The sequence below is a fragment of the Nostoc sp. genome (assembly GCF_036919815.1).
In the GTDB taxonomy this organism is placed as follows: Bacteria; Cyanobacteriota; Cyanobacteriia; order Cyanobacteriales; family Nostocaceae; genus Nostoc.
Genome location: NZ_JBALCE010000072.1, coordinates 1 through 15,393, shown reverse-complemented (window position 1 = coordinate 15,393; position 15,393 = coordinate 1). Strand labels below are relative to the sequence as shown.

Sequence of the window (15,393 nt, the reverse complement as noted above, 5' to 3'; positions counted from 1 at the left end):
AATTCTATCTTATAATTCAGAACGATCGCACTATAAGTCAATGAGCATTACAAATTAGGAATTAAAAATTTTTAATTCCTAGCGCTATGCCCATGATTGAAATTCATCAATGGCGCTACGAATTAAGGAAGTTATTTGAGCGCGACGGGTTTCAAAGTTGGCGGCAATATAAATTAGTAAAATGCCAACGAGCAAGCCAATAACCCATTTTAAGAAAGAGTACTGCAAGCTGAAAATTACTGATTGGTAGATTGTAGTGATTAAAAAAGTGGCTGTACCAATGTAGAGAAAAGCCCGCACTCGCAAAGCTAATCCGGCAAAAATGGCGATGAGGCTGAAAATCCCCGGTATCCAGGCTGGATGTTGATGAAATAAAATTGCCCACCCACAAATTAAACCACTACCTAGCACTCTCAGAATATGACGAGATGTTTTGTACTTTGGTAATTTTAGTTGGGTATCGACTTGAGCAATATAAAGCAGTGATAATCCAATGGGTATTACATACCATAAAGCATGAGTTAGATGTAAGGAATTAAACCAACGGTAAAGTGCCCAATTAATCAACGCCACACTAATATAGGTAAAACGGATGTTTTCACCCACCTTTGCTAAGAAGATGTAGAATCCAGCTGCGAGTAGCAAGGTAATGGGGTAAGTTTTTAGTCTGGTTTCCCATAAAATGACCAGTGGTATGATGTATGCAGCTTGTTGCCAAGGTCTTTTAGACCAACCCCAACTTTCCCAAGGTAGGATGTATAGAAAATAGGCTACCACACAGGCGATCGCACCATTCCAAGGAACTAACGGCCCAGCCCAAAATTTTCCGACTGCTGTCTCCCGCCAATAAATCCTCATGCCGGCTACCTCTAATAAGCCCAGGTAAACCCACATTTGGGCTATTGTGATTCCTCCCAAGATCCGGCGGGAAGTTTCGGTAAGTGGGGAAGTGCCCAAATTTCGTCCCTGAAAGATGGCATAACGAATCAAAAATACCCCCGTTGCCAATCCCACTAAACGGTTAATTCCAATGGGAGTAGTAATGGCAGCCATTAATAAACAGCTACTCCAAACCCAATGAATATGGGCAATTCTTTTCAGTTCTTGGGGAGTTAGGCGTAAGTAGCTGACAAGCCAAGGCGACAGAATACGGTAAGCATACATGATACTGGCACCAAGAGCAGACATGGCAATCAACCCATCACCTAACGCTCCTCCTGAAGCTTGTAATATTTGATAGAACAAAAGTTCATAAGCAGAAATGGATACGCCAATGATTCCTAAATACAGCAGGGGTTTAAAGTTCTCGCGCCGTCGCCCGACACCAATGATAATTAAAGCTACACCCAAGGAATACAAACCTGTCCATTCGGTGAAGGTGTGCAAACGCAGCAATACACTGAATGCACCATAAATTAATGGCAAAATGTGAAAACTGTTAGGAAGCCTTTCTAATTGATGTCGTCGTCGCCACCACTCGCCAAGAAGTTGAGCAATTAAACCTAAAGCGATATTTGCGATTGCAATCTTAACAGTTGAACGTTCCCCAAATCCCAGCGCTTCGGCAGTCAACAATTCCAAACACCAACCGATGCTATAAAATGCCCAATTTGTCGGTTCACGCCAACTGCGATAAACAATGGCTGTCAAGGTGATTGCAGTGGCAATTAAGTAGAAAAATCCCGAAGTAGTAAACCCTTGGTAAATCAGTACTGAATGCAGCGTCAAACCTAACAACTGAAAACCACACAAGGCGATCGCCCATTGATCACTGGCGGCTGCATATATAAGTGATAATTCGTTACCGCGTCGGCTCAAAACTGTGGTCACTAACCATAAACTGAGAGTTGCGATCGCTCCGGCGACAAACCAACCTGCTAACGCCAAGCGAGGTAAACCAGGTACACCCGTCCATAATAGCGCCCCAATGAAACTCAGAAGAAATCCTTCTGTAATTACCGCAGATGTTTGGTTTCGCAGATAGCGCGTATTTGTGAACATCAACCCGGCAGCCACAGCCAAACCGATTAATCTGGTTCCTGGTAGTTGTAAAGTCAGTAGCTGGGCAACTCCTATAGCCAAGACACTCAAATAACGGGTAGTAGTCCGACGCTCTCTAAGTGTGCAATTGGCAACACCTGTGAGAGCTAAAGGCGTAACTAGCCAAATGATTCCCCAATGCGCTTGGCTATCAGCTATGCCATACCAAGATGATTCTGCATTCATCCACAATAAGAAAAAACTAGCGGCGGATAGTCCTAAACCCATGTCCCATGCACTACGTCGCCATAAACCTTCCTCGACGCTAAATCCCCATTCTGCAACCATCAGAGCTAATAAAATACTTGCCCAGGCTTGGTGACTCAGACTTGGTAAGAGCCAATTAATGGTAGAGCAAAATGTCAGCACCCCAATCATGTGAGTTAGAGATACTAGCGGAAGGGATGAGGGGGCGCGGCGTTGGGTGACGAATGCCAGAGTGATTGTAGAAAATAGCAGATTTAGCGATCGCAATGTGGGATTTATGAGAGCGATCGTTGTTAAAAAAGCTCCCAATAAGAGGGTGAGCAGTTCGCCAAATTTAGCCACTTCTCGCTTTTGGCGGCGATAAAGGCGATCTGTAAGCGCCACCATCAAAATTACGTAGGGAAATAAAGCTATACCCAGCAAAGCCCCAGGTTCATTTTGAGAATTGGTAACTTGGGTGCCAGTTGCGATCGCCCATTTCTGTAAGTTATCAGGTACTAACCGCCAAAAGAGCCAAATCGTCTGTAAGCCGATGACAAAAACTGCTGCGAAGTCTACCTTGAAACTGTGCCGCCACAAGCGATTTCCCACATACCACAAACTTAAACCACTTATAGCGATCGCCTGCCAAGGATAACTCACTACCGAAACCAGCCAACCCAGGAAGAGTAAAATGCCACCAAGTCTTTCCCAGAGTGAGGGAAATGTAGCTTTAGCTGACCGCAGGGTGGGGGATGGGGAGAATATTACTGTTACTTCCTCTGCTTCCTCTGCTCCCCTCTGTGCTAACCAAGTCACCAACCAGCCGCAAATACCAATAGCTAACCCCAGCTGCGTGACATCTACCCCAACAACAAAAATCGCCCGCACTAACAACACTATTAAGGCATAAATAATTACGGCAGTAGGCAAACCAATATTTAATTTATGGCCTAGGCGTAGCCCGTCGTAGACATCGCGCCGATCTTCGTCGCTGATCGGATTAGGCTGTTGGTAATTGTGATAAACGGTAATGATAGTTGTACCAATCATTGCGACATAAACGGCAATCAAGGGAAATCCTCTTAATTGCCAACCCCAATGCAGATAACTCAGCCCCAAAATATTTGCTAGAGGTAATTTGCCTGTATGTAAATTGGCAAAAATAGTCCGATTTTTGGAGAGTAAAACAGTTATAGCAGTCAGGGTAGGACAGGCGATCGCAACTACAATCCAATTCAGAGGATTTTGCCACAACCGAAAGCTATCCATTGCCCAAAAGTTCACCGGCACCAACAAAAGGGTGATAATCAGCAATGTCTGAGCCGTTAATCTGAGGTTGCTTTGCCTAGTCGCCCAAAAGCTTAACCCCCAAAAACTCAAAGTATAAACAAATAAAACTCCATACTGTCCAGAAGCCGGAAACCTCTCCCACTGACTTGCAGCCAGTACCCCAGAGGACACCACTACCAGAAATACCCCTAGAAAAAGCAGCCAACGCACACTCAGTTCTGCCCCCAAGGACTGCAACATTGTGCTGATCAAGTTGGGTTTAGCTGGTTTTTGTTGCGGTTGTCTACGGCTACTAGATTGTAAAGCTGCTACGGGCAAATGCTCCCCGGTGTCGGAAGTTGCAAATACTACCTTTGTCTCAGCTTCCGTCTGGGGTTGCAACACCACCGCACACACCAGAAACTCTCGGCATAGCTGCCTAACTTGGGTATCGGATATCAAACCTAAGTGCAGCCATATATCTAGTCCTTCTAATAACTGAGGATGGGAAGATGGCAGTCTGATTTCAAATTTTAGTGGGTGGTCAAGAGGCAATGACATAAGCCGCAACCATATAAGTATATACTTAAATCACGAATTTAATTAAAGTATATTTTGGCTCTAATTGTGCCAGTTATTAAGCTAATTAATATTAATTTTTAATCTCCGAGCGATATTTAACTATTACGCCGTAATACCAATTCTATGTGAGGCTGCGCTTTATTCACGTAGGGGCAATTCATGTAGCTTTAGCTGACCGCAGGGTATTGCCCCTACAGCACAGTTTTGGGTAAGTCCCATAGGTGCATCTTCAAAAAGAAATCGTATTAGCCAAAAGCATATAGCGCTTCCTAATTAAGAATAGGGTACAGCTTAACTCACCCCGATAAAGCTGTGCTTTATCTCTCCTCTCCGAACTCACGGAGAGGGGCTGGGGGTGAGGTTTTAATATGTACTTCATATACCTGGGAACCGCTAGAACGCACCCCACAATTTGGATATTTTTTTGATTCTAAGTCCCTTAAGCGGATTTTGTTATTTTCCAGAGAAGGTCGTTTATCTGCTGTAACTTTGAGTTATAAATTTTCTCAATTCCAGCTTTTAAGAAGTCGGAGGGCTTGAACAAGAATATGTCAGTAAAACCATTAGTAATCTCTGGTAAATGATTTTTATCTACAATTTGAAATCGGACTTTTGGATCAACTAAGTAACCGAGCATTTGTATGGGTGGAAGTATGTTATCAGTATCACTAATTAAAAGCGGTTTATTTCCTTGGCTAATAATGTTAGCAATTTTAGGATATTCTTGGTATCTTTCAGGTAATTTGTTCCACCAAATCTGAGCTTGAGACTGGATTAGGCCAGATGTAACTCCGCTGATAATTACGATGAACGCTACAAATGACCAGAGCTTTTTTTGCCAAACTTTAGTAGAAATAGACGTGATTTTAGTGGTAAATAGATAAGCAACAGCTAACTCTATACCTAAAACCGAGGGAAGTGTATATCGACTAGTAGCGTATCGCTTTTGAAAGACAAAATCCGCTATCAGTAGGGGAATCCCTACAGATCCAATTAAGGTTAAGACAAATAACCAAACATCTTTAGAGCTTCTTCGACAGATAAAATAAACTGAGTAGACCATTAGAACTAAAATAATTAAAATAAAAGGGATTAATGCAATCTTAAGTTTTCCTGGGTCGCTAGGGCTAATACCTAAATCAAGAAAAGTCCGACTGAAAATACCAGCCCACCTTGTAACTGAGCCAAATAATGTTTGTTTAGTATTCGTCCAATCTACTGCTTCTGGTTGAGGGTTAGTAATAATAATCCAAATCCAAGGTACAAAACTTATAAACCCCGCAAGCGATGATAGGAGGTAATAAATCGATGTTTTACTCAATCGGAAGCGTTCGATTGCAATTACATAAATTCCCTGTGCAAAAGCAACCAAGGTAAAAAATAGATGAGTATAAAACCCTAGTGATAATGTGATTGCATAAATGCACCAACTAATCTTTGTTTTAAGGCGCATGGCTCGCAGCAGTGCTACGCTCGATATTAAAATGGTTACTATCCATAAACTATATGCTCTTGCTTCTTGGGCATACACGACATGAATAGGTGAAACGGCTACCAACGCGATCGCTATCCACGCGATTAGTGAAGACTTAAATAATTCTTTACATAGCCAATAAAGACAAGGAAAGGTGAGCAGACTAAGGAATGCCGAAAAACTTCTTGTCGCTGCTACAGAATTCCCAAACAACTCTACCCAAAACCGGGTCATCAAGATGTATAGCGGCAAAATCTGCGAGTCTTCTAAAATAACCCCTTTAGTTGTATCAAGTGTGTTTTTTTCAGGATTGGGATATTGGTATTTATGCAACTCTTCTATGCTGATCAAATGACCATTCCCTAACTGCTCCTTCATTTCTGACTGCGTATAGCCAGATATGCGTAATGATGAGAAAACTTCATCACCCCAATAAATTTTTTTGTCAAGATTGACGAAGCGAAAAAATACACCTATTACTAATAGAATGATGATTAAAAAACTTAACCAAGATTTAGAAATAAGCCAGTTCTGCGACAATTGCTTTTTCATGCAGTTTTCAATCTCCTCAAAGCCTTAAGAAACGGTGGTAAAATTTTATTCTGATTGCTCGCCAGAATCGTTTTTTAGTAGTCATTTGGGTTGCAATGTTACTCTAATACGTATTGCCACACGTTACAAGTATTTATTTGAAAACTCTTGACATCCAAAAATTACAGCCGCGATCCAACAAGGATTAAACACTGAAGTACTTTTAAGCATGAGGTTTCCCCTGCGCTCGTCGCCCCCCCGCCCTAAGAGCGGACTGACTCAGCACTACTAAAACAGTCATGTTGGAGAGATCGATGTCATTTTGCCACCTTCTCTACTTATTCGCATCTTCCGTAATAGAATTAAGAACGAAGCCCTTGTAAAGCCTTCAACTATCAAAAGATAGAAGCTCTAGGAGCAGATTTTACTAAATATCAGTAAATCAAAAATCTGTATTCCAAGTAAGCTTGTAGCATCTAAAACGCTTGTAAGATTTTTATGACTTCCCGTATTCGCTTTTTAATGTGTCCTCCTGACCACTACGATGTGGACTATGTGATTAATCCCTGGATGGAAGGGAATATTCACAAATCATCGCGCGATCGCGCCGTCCAACAGTGGCAAGGACTACACCAGATCCTTAAAGAACACGCAATTGTAGACTTAGTACCACCGGAAAAAGGCTGGCCTGATTTGGTTTTTACCGCCAACGCTGGGTTAGTACTAGGGAATAACGTCGTTCTCAGTCGCTTTTTACACAAAGAACGTCAGGGAGAGGAGCCTTTCTTCAAACAATGGTTTGAGGCAAATGGTTATACAGTCAATGAACTTCCCAAAGATTTGCCCTTTGAAGGAGCCGGGGACGCACTGCTGGATCGGGAAGGACGCTGGTTATGGGCGGGATACGGTTTCCGCTCAGAATTAGATTCTCACCCTTATCTAGCTAAATGGCTGGATATTGAGGTGCTTTCCCTACGACTCATAGATGAACGTTTCTATCACCTGGATACCTGCTTTTGTCCTTTAGCAAATGGCTATTTGCTGTACTATCCCGGCGCTTTCGATTCCTACTCCAACCGCTTAATTGAGATGCGAGTCGCACCAGAAAAGCGAATCGCCATTGAAGAAGCGGATGCAGTCAACTTCGCTTGTAATACGGTGAATGTGGATAGCATCGTGATCATGAACAAGGCGAGTGAGGCTTTAAAAACCCGCCTTGCAGATGCCGGTTTCCAAGTGCTAGAAACACCACTTACGGAATTTCTCAAAGCTGGTGGCGCGGCTAAATGCTTAACTCTGCGGGTGACGGAACCAGTTAGAGATGAAATTCATGCTAATGTCTCGGTAGAAAGCCGCGTCATTCGGATGGAAGGACACTTGCTGGACGCTGGCTTAATTAACCACGCTTTGGATTTAATTATAGATGCCGGGGGAAGTTTCCAAGTCCTGAATTTCAACTTGGGAGAACAGCGCCAAAGTACCTCAGCCGCCGAAGTGAAGGTATCGGCACCATCCCATGAGGTGATGGAAGAAATCATCTCACTGTTGATTGATTTGGGTGCTGTAGATTTACCGCATGATGAGCGAGATGCTAAACTGGAGCCTGTGATCCAAGCTGGTGTAGCGCCTGATGATTTCTACGTCAGTACGATTTATCCCACCGAAGTCCGAATTAATGGTCTGTGGGTGAAGGTGGAAAATCAACGGATGGATGGGGCGATCGCTATTACTCAAACTACCACTGGTTTAGTTGCTCGGTGTAAAATACTCCGCGATTTAGAAGTTGGCGAACAGGTAATTGTAGACGTGTTAGGTATCCGCACCATCCGCAAAACGGAATCGCGGGAACTACGCAGCACTCAAGAATTTAGCTTTATGTCGGCGGGCGTTTCCAGTGAACGGCGCGTGGAATTAGTGGTTGAGCAAGTGGCTTGGGAATTGCGGAAAATCCGCGATGCTGGGGGTAAGGTAGTTGTCACGGCTGGCCCGGTGGTGATTCATACTGGTGGCGGCGAACACTTGGCGCAACTAATTCGAGAAGGATATGTACAGGTCTTGCTTGGTGGTAATGCGATCGCAGTTCACGACATTGAGCAAAATATCATGGGCACTTCCTTGGGTGTAGACATGAAGCGGGGTGTCGCCGTCCGTGGTGGACACCGCCATCACCTGAAGGTAATTAATACTATCCGTCATTATGGCAGCATTCCGAAAGCTGTGGAGGCGGGGGCGTTTAAAAGTGGCGTGATGTATGAGTGTGTCCACAACAATATACCTTTTGTACTTGCTGGATCGATTCGGGATGACGGGCCTTTACCTGATACCCAAATGGATTTGATTAAAGCACAGGAGGAATACGCTAAACACTTAGAAGGCACGGAGATGATTTTAATGCTATCATCAATGCTGCACTCTATTGGAGTCGGGAATATGACTCCGGCTGGGGTGAAAATGGTATGTGTGGATATTAATCCAGCTGTGGTGACTAAGTTAAGCGATCGCGGTTCTGTGGAATCTGTAGGTGTGGTGACGGATGTGGGTTTGTTTCTCAGTCTGTTGATTCAGCAGTTGGATAAGTTAACAAGTCCCTATGTTAATAAGGTAGGTTAGGGAGACGTAGACGTGAAACGGGGTACCGCAGAGGCGCAGAGGGCGCAGAGAAAGGGAGATGAGAAGAGTCGCTTTGAGTGAAGAGTTGCAGATTAATTGGGTCAGTTTGATTGCTGATTTTATGTTGGTGGGGATGGTTTTTGGCCCGCCAATTGCTCCCTTTCTGGCTGCGTCTGGGGTGTTTTTGCTTGGGGAAATTGCGGACATCATTTATTTCATGGGTAATCATGTATGTCCGCAACCAGATATGGGGTTAGATTTAGCACCACCATTTATGATGGCTGTGTGTATGCGTTGCTATGGCACTGTCACAGGTTTGCTGGTTACTCGCCTGCTGTATGGGCTAACTGGTGGTAAGGGATTTTACTGGTTAAGTCAGTATGGCTGGAGTGGTGCAGCGATCGCAACTGTGCTGATGATGGCTTATCCTTTGGAATTGGCAGCACAGGTTTTTGGTTTGTGGAGTTTTAATAACTATCTGGTTACACCTTTTGGGTTAATTACAGGTTTGGCGTGGGGATTGTTTACTATGCCAATTTTGCACGGCTGGCATGGTGCTAAAACTAGCTTGGATGAATTATAGAAATGGTTTTTCGGGATTTAGAAACGTGGATTAAATAAAATGCAAAACTTCATCCTGTCTCACGATCCCTCTCCAATATATCGGAGAGGGATTGAGGGTGAGGTAAGCCAGGGACATAAATTGTATGTTATTTAATTGTTATTCCTTAGTAGAAACGTTGTAATGCAACGTCTCTACACGTATCAAATTTCGACAAAGAATCCTTAACTGAACAGTATTGATTTACAAGACTGGGGGTTAACTAACGGCTGATTTATGTTTACGTTTGGGCTGTAAGCCGACACTTAAAGCTGCAAAAGTTAATGCACCCAATGCTAAATTAGGTTCGGGAACGCTGGCAATAATAGACTTATTTTCGTTTGTAATCCCATTCCAGCTACCAAACTCAGTTAAAAGCAATTGGTAGCTAAACACGCCATCTGAATCTCCAATAAGTTGCAGAGGTGTTGAAAATTTCAAGACAGTGCCATCAAGGTTGTATGGTACTGAACCCCGAATCTTACCCCAGCCGCCTGAATTTGGTTCCGATCGGCCAACTGAAAAAACATCACGTATCCTCACGTCACCTGCAACTGGAATTTCATCTCCGCGAATAATTGAGGAAAAGTTACTATAGATACGGGATGCATTCACAATAGGCAATTCCCCATGCGGATCGATAAAGTATTGGAAAGAGTTGGTTTGCCTATTAAATTTATCAACTGTGAAAAAATCTGGCACCTGATTAAAATTTATCGTAAATAACACTTTTTTAGCATCAAGATTTACTACGGCTGACTCTGATTCAACTAATAGCACTGCTTGCGCTATTTGCCCTGTGCCCAAGGCAATAAAAGCTGCTCCAAAAATAGACACTGCGAATTTTTGTGCATATTTCATAAAAATTACTTGATTAACCGTAGTATGACATCAAGATAATACAGCTATTAACGTATTAATTGAAAGTTATTAGAGTAATTTCACTGGAAATTTATTTTTGATTTTACAGAACTTTTAATAAATATCATACTAGCTTAAGATATTGAATACTAAGGAGTTCCTTGGCAGGGAATAATTAGCGATCGCTAATTTAGTAATCCTAGAAGAACCTCTCCCCCAACCCCTCTCCGTTTCGGAGAGGGGAGTTTAGCTCCCCCTTTCCTTATAGGGAAGGGGGCTGGGGGGTTAGGTTTTTGATTAGATCGCTGTGTTGGTTATCGCTGTGGTTTTATACTGCGTGTATTTAGCTTCACCTGCTGAGATCCTTCAACGATCTGGTAGAGTTTTTCTTCTAATTTTTGCATACATGCCGACCAATCAAATTCGAGTATGGAGGGGCGAGCGTTTTTAGTCATATCTGCTTTCAAATCAGGATTTTCCAAAATCGCAATCACCTTTTGGGCAAAGTCTGTGGGATTGTTAGGTTGGGCAAGGAAGCCGTTACGACCAGGAAATACCTGTTCTGAGGTTGAGGGTGCAACAACAGCAACTACAGGGGTTCCAGACGCTAACGCCTCGTTATTTGTAGTGCAGAAGTTCTCGGTGATGGAGGGGTTGATAAAAACATCCGCTCTGGCAAACCAACCCAAAAGTTCTGTGCCGTGAGACTCACCCCATACGGTAATACCCGATCCAAACTTTTGGGCACGCTGACGGATTTCCTCATCCAGGGGTCCACTACCAACAATCACCAGATGGACATCAGGGATTTTGGCAGCAATGAGCGGAAATATATCAAGTAGTTGGTTAACATTCTTTTCGGGGGTGATACGTCCGACAAACAAAAGAGTCGGTCGGTTATCATTAGGAATGGGGTTGTAAGAAATGTTTCGCGGGTGAAATTTTTCGCAATCGATGCCTTGATAAGCGACGTATTCAGCACGTTGGCATTTCAGTTCTTGGTATTTAGTGAGTTGTTCTTTAGAAGAGAAGTAATTGAAGTCATAAGACTCACTAAATTGCTTGACTAAAGCAGGAATGATCGGACGAACCAAGCTAAAGAACCGATCTCCAAAGTAATATTTGATATACGCAACGATATCTGTATGGAAGAGTGATATTATTGGGGTTCTTGTTCGTTTTGCGTATTCAACGCCGATGGGACGACCATAACCTTGCAAGAAAAATGAGTATAAACCTCTCATTTGCGCCGCTTCTTCAACCACTATAATATCGGGTTTGAATTTCTCCAACAATTTGGTATCGCTCCAATGTCGATAGTGCAATGGTTGAGGAAGAGACTTATATAATATGAGTGGTTCTGTAGGGAATGCGTAAGCAGAGAAGTTGGGGAAAGACTGAATTTCATCTAAACCGGGCATGGGGCGATCGCCGACATTTTTGGGGTAGCGATCGTTAATTTGCGGATGGATTAGAAAAACCTCATGTCCCTGCTCTAGTAACCAACGAACCCGTTGGTGTACTGCAACAGAAACTCCAGTTAAGAAAGGAGCGTACAATCCTGTAAACAGTGCAATGCGAAGTTTTTGCTTAGTCATAGAAAAGGGGAATATTTTACGAAAATGGTGGTTTTTAATTGATGATTTACGCAGCGAATCTTTCCTGAAGATCCTGATTAGTTGGCTTACAAATTCCTACTAATGCAGTTAAAATAAGGATTTACAAATTTTAAATTAGCCTAAGTTATCGATTGTGAAGTGGATACTTATAGCGCTTATCGTTTGTGTGCAATAGACTCTGCTCTCTCTCCTGACTTTGAGGCTTACTCCCCTTTCCTCTCTTCTCTACGAGAGGCTTCGCCAACGAGACGCTGCGCGAATGTAGGGAAGGGGTTGGGGGTTAGGTCTGTATTAGACTAAACTGGAAACCACCATATAAACCTGGTTTAAAAACTATCAAAGCATCCAAGTTTCTCAGTCATAATTGCCCTTAATATATTTATCTAAACCCTTGCCAATAATGCAAATACATTTTGGTAATCAACAAGCAAAAGCGTCTATTTTGACAAGAGTTATAGCTAATATTGTTCTACTAAATATAAGATAATATAATTGGAAGACTAGGGAATGTTTAGTGTAATAACTTTCATGCCCTAGTTCATATCTAGCAATTCAGTTCAAAGAGAAACCTTACTATCAATAGGCTGATCTAACCATTGATAAGGGCGATATTCCACTAGCCTGACATTCCAGGGACCTTGAACCCGATAGCTGACACCGCGCCAAGTAACTGTTGAGATCCACAGGGATGATAGTATTGCGAACCCATAAACCCATTGTGTCAAGGGAATCGCAATTAACATTTTGATGATTGTAGCAGCTGATAATTTGGCGATCGCTTGGTCATTAGAGCGAACCACTCGCTGTATCTCTAATTCCAACACCAGCATTACCAAAAGTAATGCGACAGTATAGACTGCATAGCAGCCTAATAAGGCAGTCGCAGCTTCCCATTTTGCCTCTAACAACGACTCCAGAATTAAGATGATGACTGTAGTAGGAAACAAAATGCTAGAAACAGCTTCACTAACTAAAGCCAACCAACGTGGGTGATACAATCGAGAATACAGCATTAGACGCTTGAGATCGTCTATTAAGTTGAATAAATCAGTCTCTTCACGATTTACTATCAACAGCGAAGGCACAAACTTTACCTGCAACCCATGTTTTTTGAGGATGTTGTGCATCATAAAATCTTCGCCTAAAGCTTGTTCCCACTTATCTAGTAATTCTGTTTGGCGAAGCACTTCTGTTTTCACAGCCAAAGTCCCACCCCAAGGAATTTGGAAGAGAAACATTTGCACTACTGTAGCTACATTGCCTGCGTACCGCACTAAAGATCCCCAATACTTACCTGTAGGTACGTACCAACGATTACCTGTTGTTGCCCCCACTTTGGCATCCCCTAGAGGACTGACTAATTCTCGCAGCCAATTCATATGCACTATAGTATCAGCATCTACTAGAGCAACCACTTTGTAAGAATCGTCCAACTCACGCACAGCTTGCACTAAAGAACTGCATTTGAGACTACAATTGTTGCGTACTATTCTCAAAGGGCTGATTTGAACGTTAGTCGCTTCTTGCTCTGTGATCGTTTCACTAGCAATTTTCCAAGCTGGATCTTCGTGACTATCAACGATCAACTTTAAATCATACTGTGGATAGTTTTGATTTAGGAGCGATCGCAAACATCTAGGCAAAAACGGATCGGCTCCGCGTAGGCAAAGAATCACTGCTGTTTTCGGCAACTGATCATCTGGTAATAAGTTTTTTTTAGATGAGCGCAGATACCATATAAAGACAAGCGTTAAACACACCTGAATAACCACCCAACTCATCAAAGACTTAGACAGAAATGTGGCCAAATCTTCCATTAAATTTTTAATCTCCGGTAGAATCTCGGCTTGTTTGTATGTAGATGTGAGCTAAACCGTAATTCTGAAGAATTGGGCATGGGGCATGGGGCATGGGGCATGGGGCATTGGGCATTAAATATTAGTTATTTTTTCTCCCTCATCCCCCACCCTGCGGGTTCGCGTAGCGTTCCGTAGGAAAGCTAAAGCTACATCGCCCTCATCCCTCTCATCTCCCTCATCCCCCCACTCCCCACTCCCTACACCCTTTACGAATCAAGCGAATATTTGATGGTAATGTTGACTGTTGTATTTTTGTTTACAACAAAACTGGCATCACGAAACTTTGGTGTACCTGTTTCTATGGACACAGTGGGATTTTTAGAAATTCCAAAACCTTCTTTAGGAATACCGAAAAAGTCTTTATTGAGTTTGCGATCGCCATTCTGATCATCAACCACGGCGACAGCATAAGTACCAGGCTTCAAACCGAAAAATTCTTTTTTTACAGAACTTCCAGTAATCTTAACGCAGCCACTTTGATCTTCGTTATTACTACTCGTCGGAAATCCTCGTTCACTTGGGTAAAGTCGCAAGCAAATCTCACCTTTTTGGTGATGTATTCCATTGACAACTACACTAAGTGTTGCAGCTGGCTCTGCATTCACTGTTTTAGCAAAGCTGAGGCTCACTAAAGTAGCAACCAAAACACGACACAATTGAGATAGTTTCAACATAGGTTTCTAGTCAGAATAGGTGATTTTGGAGATGATCAAAAGCTGCAACAGCAAACTTTTCTTTCTGAACTGATTTGTTCAAAATGTGATTTGCTGTTCTTGAATTGATACTGGTTGCCAACTTTTCCAAAGCCTTTGCAGCGCTTTTAAGAAATCTTTCAGCAAAAGATATTCTGTGCCTTTTAACTGCTGATGTAGACTTCGATGACAACACAGCCGGTCATTCAAACTCAGGGGACTACGCCATATAGAGAGTATATACTCCCAAAGTATTCTCCAATGTGGCAATAAAACTTGTCCTTTTTTTGCTGAATCAAACCATACTGTATATGCATAAAAATCAGGCAGCATACTCAATGAGGATTTTTGATTTTTGTCAGCAAACAACAAGTAATTGGGAAAGAACATACTCATTGATTGTTGCGGATGACTTCTGGCAAAAAACAGATATTCAGGGATTTCATAAAACCTCCCAATAATACCAAGTCTTAACAAGAAAATTCCATCTGCATTACCATAACCACCCATCGGCGGTATCATTCTCAAGGCACTGGCGCGAATTACCCCATAACATTGATAACATAAATGCTTGGTCAGCAATTCGTGAAAACGCTCGTGTGGTTTTAGTGCATCTGCCTTGAGTTTGATATCGTAGTTTTGGAGAAAATCCCCCTGTTCATCAATGAAATATACTTGGGAGTGACACAAGATTATCGTCGGATCTTGGTCAAGCACCTCAATACACTTTTTGATAAAATCTGGAGCATGTAAATCATCATGGGCTGCCCATTTAAAGTACTCACCTGAAGACAATTCAAAGACACGATTGAAGTTACGAGCGCAACCGATATTTTTTTCATTGCGGTAGTAAGAGATACGTTTATCTTGTTCGGCGTATGCTCTACAAATTTCCTCAGTTTTATCTGTAGATGCATTATCTGAAATAATTATCTCAAAATCTTCAAAGGTTTGAGCCAAGAGTGAATCTATGGCTTCTTTGATAAATTTTTCACCATTGTATACAGGTAATCCGATACTCAAGCGTGGCTGATTGCTATTCATAAAAAACCAGTATTCAAAAAAT

Annotated in this window: 9 protein-coding genes; 2 read left to right on the top strand and 7 right to left on the bottom strand. The window is 42.4% G+C overall.

What is annotated here, in order from left to right:
* Nucleotides 1-84: 84 nt before the first annotated feature.
* Nucleotides 85-4,059 carry a DUF2157 domain-containing protein gene (locus tag V7K15_RS16920; RefSeq protein WP_334906897.1) on the bottom strand — a complete coding sequence of 1,325 codons (3,975 nt, stop codon included), beginning with the start codon at nucleotides 4,057-4,059 and terminating at the stop codon, nucleotides 85-87.
* 460 nt (nucleotides 4,060-4,519) lie between these two features.
* Nucleotides 4,520-6,106 carry a glycosyltransferase family 39 protein gene (locus tag V7K15_RS16915; RefSeq protein WP_334906895.1) on the bottom strand — a complete coding sequence of 529 codons (1,587 nt, stop codon included), beginning with the start codon at nucleotides 6,104-6,106 and terminating at the stop codon, nucleotides 4,520-4,522.
* Between the two features lie 477 nt (nucleotides 6,107-6,583).
* On the opposite strand from V7K15_RS16915, the gene argZ reads away from it, so the two are divergent.
* Nucleotides 6,584-8,695 carry a bifunctional arginine dihydrolase/ornithine cyclodeaminase gene (gene argZ / locus V7K15_RS16910; protein WP_334906893.1) on the top strand — a complete coding sequence of 704 codons (2,112 nt, stop codon included), beginning with the start codon at nucleotides 6,584-6,586 and terminating at the stop codon, nucleotides 8,693-8,695.
* Between the two features lie 58 nt (nucleotides 8,696-8,753).
* The gene (locus V7K15_RS16905; protein ID WP_334906891.1) at nucleotides 8,754-9,278 is read left to right on the top strand and encodes a DUF2085 domain-containing protein; all 525 of its coding nucleotides are present in this window, start codon (nucleotides 8,754-8,756) and stop codon (nucleotides 9,276-9,278) included.
* Between the two features lie 237 nt (nucleotides 9,279-9,515).
* On the opposite strand, the gene V7K15_RS16900 is transcribed toward V7K15_RS16905, so the two are convergent.
* The 5 genes from V7K15_RS16900 to V7K15_RS16880 all read right to left on the bottom strand — a co-directional run.
* On the bottom strand, nucleotides 9,516-10,157 hold the full coding sequence (locus V7K15_RS16900; RefSeq protein WP_334906889.1) for a hypothetical protein: 642 nt from the start codon (nucleotides 10,155-10,157) through the stop codon (nucleotides 9,516-9,518).
* A gap of 314 nt (nucleotides 10,158-10,471) precedes the next feature.
* Nucleotides 10,472-11,755: a glycosyltransferase gene (locus V7K15_RS16895; protein ID WP_334906887.1), complete on the bottom strand. Its 1,284-nt coding sequence runs from the start codon at nucleotides 11,753-11,755 to the stop codon at nucleotides 10,472-10,474.
* A 578-nt stretch (nucleotides 11,756-12,333) separates the two neighbouring features.
* Nucleotides 12,334-13,593 carry a glycosyltransferase gene (locus tag V7K15_RS16890; RefSeq protein WP_334906885.1) on the bottom strand — a complete coding sequence of 420 codons (1,260 nt, stop codon included), beginning with the start codon at nucleotides 13,591-13,593 and terminating at the stop codon, nucleotides 12,334-12,336.
* Between the two features lie 248 nt (nucleotides 13,594-13,841).
* Nucleotides 13,842-14,309 carry a DUF2141 domain-containing protein gene (locus V7K15_RS16885; RefSeq protein ID WP_334906883.1) on the bottom strand — a complete coding sequence of 156 codons (468 nt, stop codon included), beginning with the start codon at nucleotides 14,307-14,309 and terminating at the stop codon, nucleotides 13,842-13,844.
* 78 nt (nucleotides 14,310-14,387) lie between these two features.
* A partial coding sequence (locus V7K15_RS16880; protein WP_334906881.1) for a glycosyltransferase family 2 protein occupies nucleotides 14,388-15,393 on the bottom strand: 1,006 nt, incomplete at its 5' end.

Coding starts and splice junctions, on each gene's coding strand:
- V7K15_RS16915 (WP_334906895.1), bottom strand. CDS start 6,106: ATGAAAAAGCAATTGTCGCAGAACTGGCTTATTTCTAAATCTTGGTTA.
- argZ (WP_334906893.1), top strand. CDS start 6,584: ATGACTTCCCGTATTCGCTTTTTAATGTGTCCTCCTGACCACTACGAT.
- V7K15_RS16895 (WP_334906887.1), bottom strand. CDS start 11,755: ATGACTAAGCAAAAACTTCGCATTGCACTGTTTACAGGATTGTACGCT.
- V7K15_RS16885 (WP_334906883.1), bottom strand. CDS start 14,309: ATGTTGAAACTATCTCAATTGTGTCGTGTTTTGGTTGCTACTTTAGTG.
- V7K15_RS16905 (WP_334906891.1), top strand. CDS start 8,754: ATGAGAAGAGTCGCTTTGAGTGAAGAGTTGCAGATTAATTGGGTCAGT.
- V7K15_RS16890 (WP_334906885.1), bottom strand. CDS start 13,593: ATGGAAGATTTGGCCACATTTCTGTCTAAGTCTTTGATGAGTTGGGTG.
- V7K15_RS16920 (WP_334906897.1), bottom strand. CDS start 4,059: ATGTCATTGCCTCTTGACCACCCACTAAAATTTGAAATCAGACTGCCA.
- V7K15_RS16900 (WP_334906889.1), bottom strand. CDS start 10,157: ATGAAATATGCACAAAAATTCGCAGTGTCTATTTTTGGAGCAGCTTTT.